Genomic DNA, 15,582 nt, shown 5'->3' with positions numbered 1-15,582 from the left:
TCACTGCCCGACCGCGAACACCTGCCCGTCGGCGGCGACCGTCACCGGACCGCCGAAGACGGTCCGGGTCGGGGCCGCGTCCGAGTCGTCCTGGATGCCGCCGAGGTGGCTGAGCACGAGGTGGCCCACGCCGGCGTCCCGGGCCACCCGGCCCACGGCCTGCAGGTCGGTGTGGCTCTCGAGGATGTGTTCCAGCAGGTCGGGGGGCAGGCCCTGCGCCTGGTAGAACGCGGGGTCGATCGCCTCGTGGACCAGGACGTCTGCGCCGGTGGCCAGCCGGACGACGTTCGGGTGCTCGGTCGTGTCGCCGGAGATGACGACCGAGCCGTCTGCCGAATCGAACCGGAAAGCCAACGCCGGGAAGACCGGTGGGTGGTTGACCAGCGTGGCCAGCACGCGGACGGACGCGTCCGCGTAGACCTCGAACGGCTCCATCTCCGGGCACGGGTTGCGGTCCGGATCCGCGTGGACCGCTGCGGGGAGCCGGATGTCCTCGGCCCGGACGAGGTCGTCGAGAGGTGCCCGGCCCTCGTCGTACACCCGGATGTTGACGTCGTAGGCGTACGCCTGCAGCAGGTCGACGACGAACCGCTCGGTGCTGGCCGTGGACGGAGGGACGTGGACCTCGGCGCCCTGGGGCAGCGGCGCCGGCCCCGGGCCCAGGATGCGGACCGGTTCGACGATGCCGTTCACGCCCGGGCCCCAGTTGTAGAGCAGCAGGCCGGGCAGCTCGCTGATGTGGTCGGAGTGCAGGTGGGTGATGAACAGGGCGCGCAGGCGGTCCATGGTCAGGCCCGCAGCGGCCGCTTGCCGGACCATACCCAGGCCGCAGTCGACCAGGTACAGGTTCCCGGTGACCACGACGGCGGTGGAGATGCCGATCCGCGGCCTCCGGATGGCTGGGCCGGCGGCCGTGCCGAGCGTGACGACGTGCGTCCCCGTGCCGGGCACCGGCGTGGACTGGTCGGTGGTTCGAGCGGCGGCTGCGGGCGCGGCGGCCCCCAGGAGACCCGAGGCCAGGACGGCACCGCCGGAGACGGTGAACAGCCTTCGTCGGGACATCCCACCGTGAGACGGAAGGGTCATGAGCGTCCCTCTCGGTGCAGCGGGCGCGGTCGCCCTCTGACATCCACCTGGGCTCGGTGAGATGCGCGACACGCTAGTGCGCGGGGACGGACCTGACCGCGGCGGGCTCCTGTCCGACTCACGACGCACGGCGACGACACGGACGTCTGTCGCACGACCGGGGCCGGCGGTCAGCCGCGGGCGGCGCCGTAGCCGAGCAGGGCGGCCAGGCCGAGGGCACTGCGCGGCGCGTAGGGGCCTCGCCACAGGCCGCCGTGCGCGGCGGCGTGCGCCTCGTCCTGCCACGGGTGCTCGTGCGCCGGGCCGCCGCCGGTGTGCAGGTCGTGGACGAGCAGCGCCGCCATGAGCACGTTGGATGTCGCCGGTTCGAACACCTCGACGCCGAACCGGTGCGCCCCGGCGTAGGCCGCCGCCAGCGCCCGGTTCTTCACGACCGACCGGGTGCGGGTCGGCGGCGCCACGTTCATGGACACCGTGGTCCCCGCCGCCCGCGCGGTCGTCGCCCGCCACCGCTGCAGCCGCTTGGCAAGCGCGTAGTTCGGGCCCTGCTGGGCCACCAGGCTGTCGGCGATGCCCGGATCGGTGCCCGGCACGTAGGCCCGCCGCAGCAGCCGGCCGGCCGAGAGAGTCCGCAGCGGCCGACCGACCAGCTTGCCCAGCCGCGACCGCCCGGCATAGGCGCGCACCGACTGCTCGACCGCCTCCGCGGGGACGGCGAACACGTCGGTGGGCGTCGCGAGGAACGCCAGCGCGAGGTCGTCACGGGCCGCGGCCAGCCGGACGGTGAGGGCGTCGACGGCCACCGAGACCCGCACGTTGGTCGCGCCGTCGGCGTAGACGTAGTTGCCCAGCACCGCCCGCCCGGGCAGCGCGGCCACCCAGTCGGCGGCGGCGGGCACCTCGGCGATCAGGTCGGCCCCGGCCGCGGCGGGCGTCGCGGCGCCCGCCTCGCTGGTGGGCAGCAGCAGCGTGCCCGCCCCGCGGCGGGCGGTGTCGAGCACCCGCTCCCACAGCGCCGAACGGGGCAGGTCGATCCCGGCCACCCGCGCACCCCAGCGCAGCAGCGCGGTCAGCGGCCCCATCTCCGCGCCCGCCCCGAGGACCACCACGGTGGTGTCGGGCAGCGCCAGCCACTCGGGATGCGCGGCGACGGTGCGGACCGCCTCGGCGCACGACGGCTCCACGACCCCGGCCTCGACCCAGCTGTCGAGCCGGCGCAGCAGCGCGTCGCCGCGCAGCCGCGAGCCCCGGAACGGCACGGACAGCTCACGTTCTGGCTCCGCGGTGCCGCGCACCTCGGCCGTGGCGAGGGGGCGCCCGGCCGGTGCGGTGGCCAGGGCGTCGAGACCGGCTTCGGCGCCGTCCGCGCCGGTGACCCGCATCCGCCCGTGCAGGGACGTCAGGCCCGCGTCGGCGATGGACAGCGCCGCGGCCCGCGAGGGCAGCCCCGCCTCGACCAGCCGCCGGAAGTGGGTCAGGTACCCGGCCCGCCAGTTGGTCTCCCGCTCGGCAGCGAGCGCGCCGGGCGGGTCGACCCCGCGCAGCGCGTCGGCGACGACGGCCCGGCCGAGGGCCGCGGTGCTGCGCCGCCCGTCGGGCCCGGCCGGGAAGACCACGCCGGTGTCGTCGGCCATCAGTCCACGGTCATCGGGGCGGAGGCCGGTGCGCCGGCCTCCAGCCACCGCAGCAGGGTGCGGGCGCCGAAGCCGGTGCCGCCCTTGACGATCTCCGCCTCGTCGGCACCCGCCCGCGCCGGGCCGGCGACGTCGAGGTGCGCCCACGGCAGGTCGCCGGCGAACGGCCGCAGGAACAGCGCGGCGGTCGTGCCGCCGGGGTTCCCGGGCGCGTTGTTGGCGTCGGCGATCGCGCTCTCCAGCAGGTCGGCGTGCTCCTCCGCCAGCGGCATCCGCCAGACCGCCTCCCCGGCGTGCGCGGCGGCGGTGCGCAGCGCATCGGCCAGGCCGTCGGTGGTGGCGTACAGGCCGGCGGTGCGGGTGCCCAGCGCGACCTTCATCGCCCCGGTCAGCGTGGCGACGTCGACCAGCACGGTGGCGCCCAGGCGCAACCGCGCGTGGGCCAGGCCGTCGGCGAGCACCATGCGGCCCTCGGCGTCGGTGTTGAGCACCTCCGTCGTCCGGCCGCCGACGTGCCGGACGACGTCGGCCGGACGGTAGGACGAGCCGGAGACGGCGTTCTCCGCCGCGGGGACGACGGCGGTGACCGCCACCGGCAGCTCCAGCCGCGCCGCGGCGTCGACCGCGGCCAGCACCGCGGCGCCGCCGGCCATGTCGGTCTTCATCTCCCGCATGCCGGCGTTGGGCTTGATCGAGATGCCGCCGGTGTCGAAGGTGATCCCCTTGCCGACGAGGACCGGGTGTCCCGGCCGCGCCGTCGGCGGGCGGTAGCTCGCCACGACGACCCGGGGCGGGCTGGCCGACCCGCCACCGACGGCGAGCACGCCGCCGAAGCCGCCTGCCCGCAGCTCCTCGGGACCGAGCACGGTGACGGTGACGTGCGGCAGGCCGCCCAGCCGGACGGTCGCCTGCTCGGCCAGCCAGGCGGGGTCCTTGGTGTTGCTGGGCGTGTTGACCAGGTCGCGGGCCCAGGCCACCGCGTGCCCGGCGACCTCGCCGGCGCGGGCGGCCGCGCCCACGGCGGGGTCGGCGGCGTCCGCGGCGACGACGGTGACGGTCGCCAGGCGCGGCGGGTGCGGCCGGGAAGTCTCGCGGTAGCGGTAGCCTGCCAGCAGCGCGGCCTCGACGGCGGCGCGCACCTCCTCGGCTCCGGCCGGCGCGGCGGCGTCGTCCACGGGGAGGACCAGCCGGCGGGCGCCGTGCTCGGCGAGGGTCTGGGCTCGGCGCACCGCGACACCGACGTAGGCGCGCAGGTCGAGCAGGGTGGCGTCGCCGACGCCGACCGCGACCACGCTGCGCGGGCGCCGGCCGGGGACCGGGACGTTGGTGATCGTGCCCGGCCGGCCGGTGTTGCCGGTGTCACGCAGCGCGCCGGTGAGCAGCGCGGCGTCGACCGGGGAGCCGGGTGCCTCCAGCCAGCCGGGCAGCGCCGTGCCGGAGCCGACCGGGACGGCGAGGACGTCGTCCTCCCCCAGCGCCGGCAGCGTGGTGGTGACCTCGACCCGCGGCAACGGCGCGGCCCCGGTCGCCGGCGTGCTGCCGGCGGCCGGGGCCGTGACGTCCTGCGCGGGGCTGCCCGGGGGCAGATGCGCTGCGGTGTTCAGCTGGTCGCGCCCTTCAGTGCCTCGGAGAGGGCCGCGGCCTCGTCGGGCGACAGCTCGACGACCAGGCGACCGCCGCCTTCGAGCGGTACGCGCATGACCAGGCCGCGCCCCTCCTTGGTGACCTCCAGGGGACCTTCACCAGTGCGCGGCTTCATGGCCGCCATGCGTGCCTCCTTCACCGGCCACCCACGACCGGGCCGGTCGTGGTGTGGCGTTCGTCGATGCTCAGCTCCGGTCCCATGATCCCGTATCCGCGGCAGGGTTCCAACACGAGCCCCCTCAGGGGCCCGCCCGGAAGCAGTCGGCGACGTGGTCGTCGACCATCCCCGTGGCCTGCATGAGCGCGTAAGCGGTCGTCGGGCCGACGAAGACGAAGCCGCGGCGCCTGAGCTCCTTGGCCATCGCCGTGGACTCGGGGCTGGTCGCCGGGACGTCGGCCAGCGACGCCGGACGGGGCCGCGGACCGGGCGGTGCGAACGACCACAGCAGCGCGTCGAGCCCCTCCGGCACCTGCTGCGCGGCCCGGGCGTTGGCGATCGACGCCCGGATCTTGGCCCGGTTCCGGACGATGCCCGCGTCGGCCATCAGCCGGGCCTCGTCCTCCTCGGTGAACTCGGCGACCGCGTCGATCGAGAACCCGGCGAACGCGGTCCGGAACGCCGGGCGCTTGCGCAGGATGGTGATCCACGACAGCCCCGACTGGAACGCCTCCAGGCAGAGCCGCTCGAACAGGGCGTCGTCGCCGTGCAGCGGGGTGCCCCACTCCTCGTCGTGGTAGACGACGTACTCGGGGGCGCTGTCCCCCCATTCACACCTGATGCGGTCCACGGCGCGGAACGCTAGCCGGGGGCACCGACACCCCTACGGTCGTCCGGTGGCCGCGCCGGCGACCTCCCTCCGCCCCGTCGCACCGCTACCCCCGCCGCAGCTGCGCCGGCTGGGCTGACCGGCCGCCGGGGTCAGGGGACGGCGGCGTCGACGTCGGACAGCTCGCAGCGGTCGGTGCGCACGGGGCTGCGCCGGGTGGCCAGCGCGCAGCCCAGGACGATGACCGGCAGCCCGACGGCGAGGCCGAGGGTGAACGGCTCGTCGAGCAGCAGCACGCCCAGCAGCACCGCGACCGCCGGGTTGAGGAACGTGATGACCAGCGCCCGCTGCGGACCGACCTCGCGGATCAGCGCGAAGAACAGCGCCAGGGCGACCGCGGTGCACAGCACTCCGAGGGTGAGCACCGACAGCAGCGCGTCGGCGGGAGCCCGCACCGCCGAGCCCAGCCGGGGGACGGCGAACGGTGCGTAGACGACACCGGTGACGGTGAGCGCGATCGCGCTGGCCGCCACCCCGGGCACGTCGGGCAGCGCCCGGCTGACGATCAGCGGAGCGGTGGCGTAACCGACGACGACCAGCGCCACCGCCAGCAGCGGCAGCAGGGCCAGCCCCTCGACGTCGAGGCCCAGCAGGACGGCGATGCCGACGACGCCCAGGCCCATGCCGGCCAGCCGCACCGGTGTGAGCCGCTCCTCGTCGCCCGCCAGCCGGCCGGCCAGCGCGGCGACGAAGGGGACGCCGGCCACCAGCAGCCCGGTCAGCGAGCTCGACAGCGTCTGCTCGGCGTAGGAGAGCAGCAGCCAGGGGCCGGTCATCTCCAGCACGGTGAACAGCAGCAGCGGCTTCCAGTACCGCAGCGCCGGGCGCAGCTGGCCGCGGGCGACCGTCCACGGCAGCAGCAGCGCCGCGCCGAGGAGGCAGCGGCCGAAGACCACCATGACCGGGGAGAGCTCGCCGACCGCCACCTTGATGAGCAGGTACGGGACACCCCAGATCACCGACATCGCCAGGAACAGCGCCCAGCCCTTCCGGCTCATCGCTGCCGACGCGCTGCGCTGCACGACCTCACGGCGGACATCCTGCCCGAGCCCACCGACGTCCTACGGTGGGCTCATGTCGGGGTACGGCGGCTTCGTCCTCTTCGCCGCGGTGCTGGTCCTCGTGCCGGGGCCGGACTTCGCGGTGGTCGTGACCAACACGCTCTCCGGCGGGCGGCGCCGCGGTGCCTGGGCCGCGCTCGGCATCACCTCGTCCAACGTGGTGCAGGGCGTCGCAGCGGCCGCAGGGCTGGCCGCCGTCGTCGTGCGGGTCGAGCCGGTGTTCCAGGCGATCCGCTGGGCCGGCGTGGCCTACCTCGGATGGCTCGGCGTGCAGGCGCTGCGCTCGGCCGTGCGCGGCCGCTACCCGGCGCTGTCGGCCGGAGACGCCCCCACCGGGCAGGCGCTGGCCGGCTGGCGGCAGGGCCTCGTCTCCAACATCACCAACCCGAAGGTGCTCGCCTTCTACCTCGCGGTGCTGCCGCAGTTCCTCGGCCCGGGTGCCACGGTGCCGGTGCTGGCGGCGTTCGCGCTCACCCACGCCGTCCTGGGGCTGGGCTGGCTGCTGCTGCTGGTCGCCGGGCTGGACCGGGCCCGCGCGGTGCTCTCCCGGCGACCGCTCCGCCGCGCGCTCGACGCGCTGACCGGCTGCGCGCTGCTCGGCTTCGGCGCCCGGCTGGCCACCGAGCGCGCCTGACGCTGGTACGTCAGCCGCGCGTCCGCCCGGCCGGGCTTGTGCACCGGCACCTGGACCGCTGACATGGGCGGGTGGACGCACAGGACCGCTTCACCGCCCTCGTCGACGCCCTCGCCGACGACCCCGGGGTGACGCCGCCCGACGCCGACGGCGGTCGCCGCTTCGGCTCGGCCACGCTGCGGGCCGGCGGCTCGATCTTCGCGATGCTCGTGCAGGGCGCGCTGGTGCTCAAGCTGCCGGGCACGCGGGTCGAGGCGCTGCTGGCCGCGGGCACCGGGGCGCCGTTCGGCAACGGCAAGGGGCAGCCGTACCGCGAGTGGGTCACCCTGCCGGACGGCGATCCCGCCTCCGACCTGCCGCTGGCCCGCGAGGCCCTGGAGTTCGTCCGCTCCCGGCGCCGCTGAGGTCAGACCGTCCCGGCGAGGTAGCCGCGGCGCCGCTCGGGCGGGAACTTCTCGATCGCGTAGCGCAGCATCGTCCGCGGCATCCGCCGGTAGCGGGACGCGAGGAACTCCTCGGCCAGGGCGCGGTCGCGGTCGCCGATCTCGCGCAGCATCCAGCCGACCGCCTTGTGCACGAGGTCGTGCGGGTCGTCGAGCAACCGGTCGGCCAGGTGCAGCGTCGGCGCGAACTCCCCGGCGCGGATGAGGGCGAAGGTCGCCATCACCGCGATCCGGCGGTCCCACACCGACGGCGAGGCCGCCAACTCGTCCAGCACGGCGCGGTCCCGGTCGATCAGCCAGGGACCGAGGAGGTACGGCGCCGAGGCGTCGACCAGGTCCCAGTTGGAGACGTGCGCCCGGCAGCGCAGGTAGAGGTCGACGATCCGCTGCCGCTCGCCGACGTCGGCCGTGCCGAAGCGCTGCACCAGCACGAACAGGGCGGTCAGCCGCTCCTCGTGCAGCGGGCTGGCGAGCAGCGCCTCGACGTCCTCCAGGGGCGTGGTGGCCGCGTGCCGCCGCGCGATCCGCCGCTGCGCGGGCACGCCGATACCGAGGAACCGGTCACCCTCCCCGTACCCGCCGGGCCGGACCTGGAAGTAGCGGGCCATCCCGGCGGCCCGCTCGGGGTCGGCGGCCGCCGCCAGCTCCGCCCGGATCCGCGCCGCGGTCACCCGCTGTGCTGCTCAGTCACCGTCGCAGCCGCCGGCGTCCGCTCCCCCGCCGCCGCCGGCCGCGAGCCAGGTGGACGGGTCGGGCACGACGGGCGGCACCACGGGCACCCACTCCTCACGGACCTCCTCGGGTACCCGGACGAGGCGGTCGAACTCCTCGAGGCTGAGGTCGAAGGGCCCGCCGGCGCGCTCGGTCATGGCTCCAGTCTGGGCCGCGGGGGCCGGCCTGACCAGGCCCGTCGCGCTCAGCCGGGGTGCGTCGCGGCGAACGCGGCGAACCGGCGCAGCGAGCGGCGCACCCCGATCACCATGACCGGGCGCACCAGCGGCCAGCCCAGCCGGCCCAGCACGCCGAAGGGCAGGTACAGCCGCTCGGTCCACTCCAGGGTCGCGTGCTCGCCCCGCGGCGTGACGACGAAGATGCCGGGGCCGCGCACGATCCGGCCGGTGTGCTGGACGACCACGCGCCGCGGGGGGTCCCACTCGGTGACGACCATCGTGTCCAGGACCCCGAGGTGCCGGCCGCGGCGCCAGGGGACGCCGGTGCGGGCGGCCAACCGGGCACCCACGCCCGCCACGGTGTCGCCGACGGTCTCCACGTCGGTGAGGAGCATCCACTCGCCCTGCCGCGTCCAGTCGGTGAGCGCGGCCCACACCCGCTCGGGTGGCGCGTCGACGTCGACGGTCTCGACCAGCTCAGGCACGCGCGTGCCGCCCGCTCGGGCCGGACGGCGCGTCGCCCGGGCCACCGGCGTCCACCCGGCCGCGCAGCGCGGCCAGCTCCGCGTCGCGCTCCTCCAGCGTCCGGGCGAGCTGCTCCAGCAGCCAGTCCACCTCGGTCATCCGGTAGCCGCGGACGGTCACCGAGAGCCGCAGCCCGCGGACGTCGTCCGCGGTGACCGGCCGGTCCTCGGGCAGCTCCACCGGCGAGTGGTCCGGATCGGCCGGTGGCCGGGTCTCCCCGCGCCCGAGCAGCAGCGACCCGCCGAGGAAGACCAGGGCCCCCACGACCAGGACGGTGACGACGAAGACGACGGCGGAGAGCACGGCTCAGGCGTCGCTGGGCGCGGTGTCGACCGGCAGCGACCGCATCCCACCGCCGGCGTCGCCGGCCACGCGGCCGGCCTCGGCCTCCTGGATGACCCGGACCACCTCGTCGACGTCGTCGGTCACGGTGAACAGGTCCAGGTCGCTCTCCCGGATGGTGGCAGCCGGGACCATCGTGCCGCGCATCCAGTCGACCAGCCCCGTCCAGTACTCCGACCCGAAGAGGACGACGGGGAACCGGGTGACCTTGCGGGTCTGCACCAGGGTGAGCGCCTCGAACAGCTCGTCGAGGGTGCCGAAGCCGCCGGGGAGGATCACGAACGCCTGGGCGTACTTCACGAACATCGTCTTGCGCACGAAGAAGTAGCGGAACGCGATGCCGACGTCCACCCACTCGTTGAGCTCCTGCTCGAACGGCAGCTCGATGCCCAGCCCGACGGACAGCCCGCCGGCCTCCGAGGCGCCGCGGTTGGCCGCCTCCATCGCCCCGGGACCGCCGCCGGTGATGACCGCGTACCCGGCGTCGGCCAGCGCCGCGCCGATCCGGACGCCGGACTCGTAGTGGGGGTGGTCGCGGGGCGTGCGCGCGCTGCCGAAGACGCTGACCGCGCGCGGCAGCTCGGCGAGCAGGCCGAAGCCCTCGACGAACTCGCTCTGGATCCGGAGGACCCGCCACGGGTCGGTGTGCACCCAGTCGGTGGGGCCGCGGCGGTCGAGCAGCCGGGCATCGGTCGTCGTCCCCTGGGTGCGCGGGTCCGGCTCGCCGCCGCGCAGCATGACCGGGCCGCGGTGCCGGGTGGGCCGCGGCTTGCGGCCGGTCGCGGGCTCAGGGGTGGTCGTCATGCGGCGCTTCCTCCGGTGGGCGTCGAGAGATAGGCGACGAGCGCGTCCTCGGCCGGCTGCAGCCGGTCGACGACGACGTGCTCCTCGCGGGTGTGGGCGAGCTGCGGGTCGCCGGGCCCGTAGTTGACGGCGGGGATGCCGAAGGCCGCGAACCGGGCGACGTCGGTCCAGCCGAGCTTGGCCCGCGCCGGCCGGCCGACGGCGGCGACGAACGCGGCGGCCGCGGGCTCGGCCAGCCCGGGCAGCGCACCGCCGGCGTTGTCGACGACGGTCAGCGTCACGCCGGCCGCCAGCGCGCCGGCGAACACCTCGCGGACGTGCGCCTCGGCGGCGTCCTCGTCCCGGTCCGGCGCGTAGCGGAAGTTCACCGTCACCGCGCACCGGTCCGGGATGACGTTGCCGGCGACCCCGCCCTCGACCCGGACGGCGTTGAGGCCCTCGCGGTACGTGCAGCCGTCGATCTCGACCTCGCGGGCCCGGTACCGGGCCAGTGTGGTGAGGATGTCGGCGGCACCGTGGATCGCGTTCACGCCCAGCCAGCCGCGCGCACTGTGCGCCCGCCGTCCGGGCACCTCGAGCACCGCCCGCAGGGTGCCCTGGCAGCCGGCCTCGATCTCGCCGTCGGTCGGCTCCAGCAGGACCGCCAGGTCGCCGTACAGCCAACCGCGGCGCTCCCGCGCCACCCGGCCGAGGCCGTTCTTGACCGCCTCGACCTCCTCGTTGTCGTAGAAGACGAACGTGAGGTCGTGCGCCGGCTCCGCACCGGGGACGCCGAACCGCGCGGCCAGCCGGAGCATCACCGCGTCGCCGGCCTTCATGTCGCTGGTGCCGCAGCCGTAGAGGCGGCCGGACTCCTCGTCTAGCCGGCTGGGCACGTTGTCGGCGATCGGCACCGTGTCCAGGTGGCCGGCCAGCACCACCCGGCTGGGCCGGTCGAGGCTGGTGCGGGCCAGCACGGCGTTGCCGACCCGCTCGACCTCCAGGCCGCCGAGCCCGCGCAGCGCCGTCTCCACCGCGTCGGCCAGCGCCTCCTCGGTGCCCGACACCGACGGGGTGTCGACCAGCGCCCGGGTCAGCGTCAGGACGTCGGCGGACAGATCGAGCGCGGCACTCACGGCAGCCGAGCCTACGGGCGGCGGTCGCGCCCGGCCGCCGCAGCGCGCCAGGGCACCGACCGGTCACCCGACGTTCACCCCGCGGGCCGCCGGGCACGCCGTCGTCCCGCCCTCGGTAGCGTCGTCGCCGTGACCGACACCGCCCCGCTCTCCGCCGTCGCCGCCGGTCTGGCCACCGTGACCCCCTCGGGCACGGTGCTCGACACCTGGTATCCCGAGCCCCGGCTCGGTGCGCCCGAGGGCGCCAAGGCTGGGACCAGCCGGCTCGGGGCACTCGAGCTCTCCGGGGAGCTGGGCCCCGACTACGGCGGCCTGGTGCGCCGCGACGAGGCCCGCGGGGTCGAGGTGATCGCCGTCCGCACCGTCATCCCCGACCTGTCCGCGCCGCCGGTCGACACCCACGACGTCTGGCTGCGGCTGCACCTCCTCTCGCACCGGCTGATCCGCCCGCACGGTGCCGACATGACCGGGGTCTTCGGGCTGCTCACCAACGTCGCCTGGACCAGCGCCGGCCCGGTCGAGGCGGCGACCTTCAACGTCCACCGGCTCCGGGCGGCACTGGGCCACGTCACCGTGTTCGGCGTCGACAAGTTCCCGCGGATGGTCGACTACGTCATCCCCTCGGGCGTGCGGGTCGCCGACGGCGACCGGGTGCGGCTCGGTGCGCACCTGGCCGAGGGGACGACGGTCATGCACGAGGGCTTCGTCAACTTCAACGCCGGGACGCTCGGCCCGTCGATGGTGGAGGGCCGGATCAGCGCCGGCGTCGTCGTCGGGGCCGACAGCGACGTGGGCGGCGGCGCGTCGATCATGGGCACCCTCTCCGGTGGCGGGAAGGAGGTCATCTCGATCGGCTCGGGCTGCCTCCTGGGCGCCAACGCCGGCGTCGGGATCTCCCTCGGCGACCGGTGCGTGGTCGAGGCCGGCTGCTACGTGACGGCCGGCTCCCGGGTCACCCTCCCCGACGGCTCGGTGGTCAAGGCCGCGGAGCTCTCCGGCCGGGACGGGCTGCTGTTCCGGCGCAACAGCGTCAGCGGCGCGCTGGAGGCCCTGCCCCGCGACGGCGACTGGGGCGCGCTGAACGCGGAGCTCCACAAGAACTGAACACCTCCCGGACTCCCCCGGGTGGACCGAGCCCCGTCGGTTTCCGCGGAAACCGACGCCTACGGCTACCGGACTTTCCGCGCCGAAAGTCCGGGGTGGACCGAGCCCCGTCGGTTTCCGCGGAAACCGACGGCGTCCGGCACTACGCTCGCCCGCACTCGTGCGCGGACCGAGTCGGAGGAGACGACGGTGACCGAGACGCGGACCAAGATCCAGCTCGACGAGTCCCAGCTGCCGACGCAGTGGTACAACGTCGTCCCGGACCTGCCCAGCCCACCGCCACCCCCGCTGCACCCGGGGACGATGCAGCCCGTGGGCCCCGACGACCTGGCCCCGCTCTTCCCGATGGACCTCATCGCGCAGGAGGTCACCGCCGAGCGCTTCGTCGACATCCCCGGCGAGGTGCTCGACGTCTACCGGCTGTGGCGGCCCTCGCCGCTGTACCGCGCGCGCCGGCTGGAGAAGGCCCTCGGCACGCCCGCCCGCATCTACTACAAGTACGAGGGCGTCTCACCGGCCGGCTCGCACAAGCCGAACACCGCCGTTCCGCAGGCCTACTACAACGCGAAGGCCGGCGTGCGGAAGCTGACGACCGAGACCGGCGCCGGGCAGTGGGGCACCGCGCTGGCCTTCGCCAGCGCGCTGTTCGACCTCGAGTGCGAGGTGTGGATGGTCGGCGCCTCGTACGACCAGAAGCCCTACCGGCGGGTCATGATGGAGACCTTCGGGGCGACCGTGCACCGCTCGCCCTCGGAGCTCACGGCCGCCGGCCGCGACGTCCGGGCCGAGGACCCGCAGCACCCCGGGTCGCTCGGGATCGCGATCAGCGAGGCGGTGGAGGTCGCCGCGCAGGACCCGCAGACCCGCTACGCCCTGGGCAGCGTGCTCAACCACGTCCTGCTGCACCAGACCGTCATCGGCGAGGAGGCGCTGCTCCAGCTGGCCGCCGTCGACGAGCGTCCGGACGTCATCGTCGGCTGTACCGGGGGCGGCTCCAACTTCGGCGGCCTGGCCTTCCCGTTCCTGCGCGAGAAGCTGGCCGGCCGGATGTCCCCGACGATCCGGGCGGTCGAGCCGGCGTCCTGCCCGTCGCTGACCCGCGGGGTGTACGCCTACGACTTCGGCGACACCGCGGGCATGACCCCGCTGCTGAAGATGCACACGCTCGGCCACCGGTTCATCCCCGACCCCATCCACGCCGGCGGGCTGCGCTACCACGGGATGTCCCCGCTGCTCTCGCACGTCTACGAGCTGGGGCTGGTGGAGGCGCTCGCGCTGCCGCAGACCGAGTGCTTCGCGGCCGCCGTGCGCTTCGCCCGCACCGAGGGCATCGTCCCGGCGCCGGAACCGTCGCACGCGCTCGCCGCCTGCCTGCGCGAGGCACAGGCGTGCCGTGAGTCCGGCGAGGAGAAGGTGATCCTCACGGCGCTGTGCGGGCACGGCCACTTCGACCTGGCGGCGTACGAGGCGTACCTGACCGGGCGCATGACCGACGAGGACGTGACCGACGACCGCCTGGCGCCGGGCCTGGCCGAACTGCCGCCGGTGCCCGCCGGGGCCTGAGGCCCGGCCGGATCAGCCCAGGTCCCCCGGCCCGGGCGTCTCCGGGGTGTTCGACGGCGCGGCCGCCGGGGAGCTCAGGTGCTCGAGCAGCGCGACGACGAACTCCTGCGGGCGCTCCACGTGCGGGGAGTGGCCGACGCTGGGCAGCACGACCTCGCGGTAGGCGCCGCCGCTCGCCGCGTAGCGGTCCAGCACCGCGCGGGTCTGGGCGACCATCGGCTGCGGCGGGCAGGCCTCCTCCCCCGGCCAGCCCGGCACCGCGCCCAGCGCCCCGAGCTGCGCCAGGTCGAACATCGACGCGTCCGAGACGATGGCGTCGGCGTCCCCGCGGATCCACAGCACCGGCGGCTTCTGGGCCAGGTCGACGACCCCGCTGAGGTCGAAGACCGTCGGCGCCATCGTGTTGAGGACCCCGCGCTCCCCCGGCGCGATGCCGGGCCAGGTGCCGCAGGTGGCGGCGTCGCCGGGGTAGTGGTCCTCGCCGGTGCGGGTGCTGAGCATCGACGCGACGAAGACGTCCTCCAGCTGCGGGTCGATCGGCAGCGAGCCGGGCGCGACGTAGAAGGCCCGCAGGATCGACCGCGGGCTGGTCGGCTCGTCCGCGCTGGTGTCGCCGGCGGCCAGGGCGGCCACGAACGCGGGGTTGGCCGCGCCCCCGCCCGCGCCGGCGCCCTCGTCGGAGAGCCGCCGTCCCTCGGGGCCGGCCGTGCCGCCGAAGCCGTACGGGGAGATCGGCGCGACCAGCGCCACCGAGGCGACCCGCTCCGGGTGGTCGAGCAGGTACTGCAGCACCACACCCGCACCCATGCTCCAGCCGACCAGGTGCACCCGCTCCAGGCCGAGCGCCTCCACGAGCGCCGCGACGTCGTCGGCCCAGTCGCGCACGCCGCGCCGGGCGTCGATGGGCAGCGGATCGGTGTCGCCGTACCCGCGCAGGTCGACGGCGAGCGGCCGCACCCGCCCGGTCTCCGCGAGCGCCAGCATCGGCTGCTGCCAGAACAGCGCGGAGCTGACGTTGCCGTGCACGAACAGCACCGCCTCGCCCGGGCCGGCCGGGTCGGTGCCGGCCGGCTGCAGGACGTTCTGCGTCAGCCGCGGCGTGGGCACGCGGGTGGCGGTGATGCCGGGCAGCAGGACGTCGCTCATCGGTCTCCTCACAGGTGACGGGCGGAGGCACCCTAGCGACGGACACCTCGGCCGCGACACCACGGTCCTCGCGGCACCGGCACCTAGAGTCGGCGGTGATGAGCAGTGGACGGAGTGCGACCGCGGCCCGCCCGGTCCGGCGGACGGCGGCCCGGCGCCCCTCCTCGGCCCGCCGTCCGCACCGCCGTCGACGGCCGTCGGCGCGCCGCCCGTCGCCGGGGCGGCGCAACCGCCGCCGGGACCTGGCGTCCTGGGCCTGGCTCGCGGTGGTGGTGGCCGTGGTCGCGCTCGTGGCGCTCACGACGACGAACGACCCGGAGGACACCGCCACCGTGACCGCGGAGTGCACCCTGCCCGCGACCGGCGTGCAGCTCACCCCTGAGCAGATCGCCAACGCCCGGGCGATCGCCCGGGTCGGCCACGACCGCGGGCTGCCCGAGCGGGCCGTCGTCATCGCCCTGGCCACGGCCATGCAGGAGTCGGGCCTGCGCAACCTGGCCTACGGGGACCGGGACTCCCTCGGGCTGTTCCAGCAGCGTCCGTCGCAGGGCTGGGGCACCGAAGCGCAGGTGCAGGACCCGGTCTACGCGGCCGGGAAGTTCTACGACGGGCTGGTGCGCGTGCCCGGCTGGGAGACCCGCCGGCTCACCGACGCCGCCCAGATCGTGCAGCGCAGCGGCTTCCCCGAGGCCTACCAGAAGCACGAGGGCATGGCCGTCGAACTCACGGCCGCGATCGACGTCGACGACCTGCCCTGCGGCTGA

18 protein-coding genes are annotated in these 15,582 nt (G+C 75.5%); 5 read left to right on the top strand and 13 right to left on the bottom strand.

Features of this window, described 5'->3' with window-relative positions; all coding sequences use genetic code 11:
- The 6 genes from MY520_RS02840 to MY520_RS02815 all read right to left on the bottom strand — a co-directional run bounded on the left by MY520_RS02840 (position 1) and on the right by MY520_RS02815 (position 6,189).
- Positions 1-1,062 carry an MBL fold metallo-hydrolase gene (locus MY520_RS02840; protein WP_436689876.1) on the bottom strand — a complete coding sequence of 354 codons (1,062 nt, stop codon included), beginning with the start codon at positions 1,060-1,062 and terminating at the stop codon, positions 1-3.
- Between the two features lie 194 nt (positions 1,063-1,256).
- Positions 1,257-2,720, bottom strand: coding sequence for a hypothetical protein (locus MY520_RS02835; RefSeq protein ID WP_436689874.1), 1,464 nt, complete (start codon positions 2,718-2,720; stop codon positions 1,257-1,259).
- The gene (locus MY520_RS02830; RefSeq protein WP_436689872.1) at positions 2,720-4,231 is read right to left on the bottom strand and encodes a leucyl aminopeptidase family protein; all 1,512 of its coding nucleotides are present in this window, start codon (positions 4,229-4,231) and stop codon (positions 2,720-2,722) included. Before MY520_RS02830 ends, MY520_RS02835 begins: the two co-directional genes overlap by 1 nt.
- 89 nt (positions 4,232-4,320) lie before the next feature.
- The gene (locus tag MY520_RS02825; RefSeq protein WP_012947303.1) at positions 4,321-4,488 is read right to left on the bottom strand and encodes a DUF3117 domain-containing protein; all 168 of its coding nucleotides are present in this window, start codon (positions 4,486-4,488) and stop codon (positions 4,321-4,323) included.
- Between the two features lie 115 nt (positions 4,489-4,603).
- Positions 4,604-5,152 (bottom strand): DNA-3-methyladenine glycosylase I, encoded by a 549-nt coding sequence (locus tag MY520_RS02820; protein ID WP_436689869.1) that lies wholly within the window; start codon positions 5,150-5,152, stop codon positions 4,604-4,606.
- 131 nt (positions 5,153-5,283) lie between these two features.
- On the bottom strand, positions 5,284-6,189 hold the full coding sequence (locus tag MY520_RS02815; protein WP_436689867.1) for a DMT family transporter: 906 nt from the start codon (positions 6,187-6,189) through the stop codon (positions 5,284-5,286).
- 76 nt (positions 6,190-6,265) lie between these two features.
- Here MY520_RS02815 and MY520_RS02810 point away from each other — a divergent pair, with 76 nt between their 5' ends.
- Positions 6,266-6,886, top strand: coding sequence for a LysE family translocator (locus MY520_RS02810; RefSeq protein ID WP_436689865.1), 621 nt, complete (start codon positions 6,266-6,268; stop codon positions 6,884-6,886).
- Positions 6,887-6,957: 71 nt separating this feature from the next.
- On the top strand, positions 6,958-7,290 hold the full coding sequence (locus tag MY520_RS02805) for a hypothetical protein (protein WP_436689863.1): 333 nt from the start codon (positions 6,958-6,960) through the stop codon (positions 7,288-7,290).
- A 2-nt stretch (positions 7,291-7,292) separates the two neighbouring features.
- Here MY520_RS02805 and MY520_RS02800 read toward each other — a convergent pair whose 3' ends face one another.
- From MY520_RS02800 to dapE, 6 genes are read right to left on the bottom strand one after another with little or no spacing between them, the layout of a single operon-like run.
- Positions 7,293-8,000 (bottom strand): DNA alkylation repair protein, encoded by a 708-nt coding sequence (locus tag MY520_RS02800; protein WP_436689861.1) that lies wholly within the window; start codon positions 7,998-8,000, stop codon positions 7,293-7,295.
- Between the two features lie 12 nt (positions 8,001-8,012).
- Complete coding sequence (locus MY520_RS02795; RefSeq protein ID WP_436689859.1) at positions 8,013-8,198, bottom strand: hypothetical protein; 186 nt, start codon at positions 8,196-8,198, stop codon at positions 8,013-8,015.
- A 47-nt stretch (positions 8,199-8,245) separates the two neighbouring features.
- Positions 8,246-8,704 carry an SRPBCC family protein gene (locus MY520_RS02790; RefSeq protein ID WP_436689857.1) on the bottom strand — a complete coding sequence of 153 codons (459 nt, stop codon included), beginning with the start codon at positions 8,702-8,704 and terminating at the stop codon, positions 8,246-8,248.
- Positions 8,697-9,047, bottom strand: a complete 351-nt coding sequence (locus MY520_RS02785; protein WP_436689855.1) for a DivIVA domain-containing protein — start codon at positions 9,045-9,047, stop codon at positions 8,697-8,699. Before MY520_RS02785 ends, MY520_RS02790 begins: the two co-directional genes overlap by 8 nt.
- Positions 9,048-9,050: 3 nt before the next feature.
- On the bottom strand, positions 9,051-9,890 hold the full coding sequence (locus MY520_RS02780) for a TIGR00730 family Rossman fold protein (protein ID WP_436689853.1): 840 nt from the start codon (positions 9,888-9,890) through the stop codon (positions 9,051-9,053).
- Entirely contained in the window at positions 9,887-11,005 is a 1,119-nt protein-coding gene (dapE, locus tag MY520_RS02775) for a succinyl-diaminopimelate desuccinylase (protein ID WP_436689851.1), read from the bottom strand. Before dapE ends, MY520_RS02780 begins: the two co-directional genes overlap by 4 nt.
- 129 nt (positions 11,006-11,134) lie before the next feature.
- On the opposite strand from dapE, the gene dapD reads away from it, so the two are divergent.
- Both dapD and MY520_RS02765 read left to right on the top strand, forming a co-directional pair.
- On the top strand, positions 11,135-12,109 hold the full coding sequence (dapD, locus tag MY520_RS02770) for a 2,3,4,5-tetrahydropyridine-2,6-dicarboxylate N-succinyltransferase (protein WP_436689849.1): 975 nt from the start codon (positions 11,135-11,137) through the stop codon (positions 12,107-12,109).
- Between the two features lie 189 nt (positions 12,110-12,298).
- Positions 12,299-13,672, top strand: coding sequence for a TrpB-like pyridoxal phosphate-dependent enzyme (locus tag MY520_RS02765; RefSeq protein ID WP_436689847.1), 1,374 nt, complete (start codon positions 12,299-12,301; stop codon positions 13,670-13,672).
- 12 nt (positions 13,673-13,684) lie between these two features.
- Here the strand turns inward: MY520_RS02765 and MY520_RS02760 are convergent, their stop codons facing one another.
- The gene (locus MY520_RS02760; protein WP_436689845.1) at positions 13,685-14,818 is read right to left on the bottom strand and encodes an alpha/beta fold hydrolase; all 1,134 of its coding nucleotides are present in this window, start codon (positions 14,816-14,818) and stop codon (positions 13,685-13,687) included.
- Positions 14,819-14,916: 98 nt separating this feature from the next.
- Here MY520_RS02760 and MY520_RS02755 point away from each other — a divergent pair, with 98 nt between their 5' ends.
- The gene (locus tag MY520_RS02755; protein WP_436689843.1) at positions 14,917-15,582 is read left to right on the top strand and encodes a hypothetical protein; all 666 of its coding nucleotides are present in this window, start codon (positions 14,917-14,919) and stop codon (positions 15,580-15,582) included.

The organism is Geodermatophilus sp. CPCC 205506 (genome assembly GCF_051383635.1).
Taxonomy (GTDB): domain Bacteria; phylum Actinomycetota; class Actinomycetes; order Mycobacteriales; family Geodermatophilaceae; genus Geodermatophilus.
This window is presented reverse-complemented; position numbering and strand designations above follow the sequence as displayed.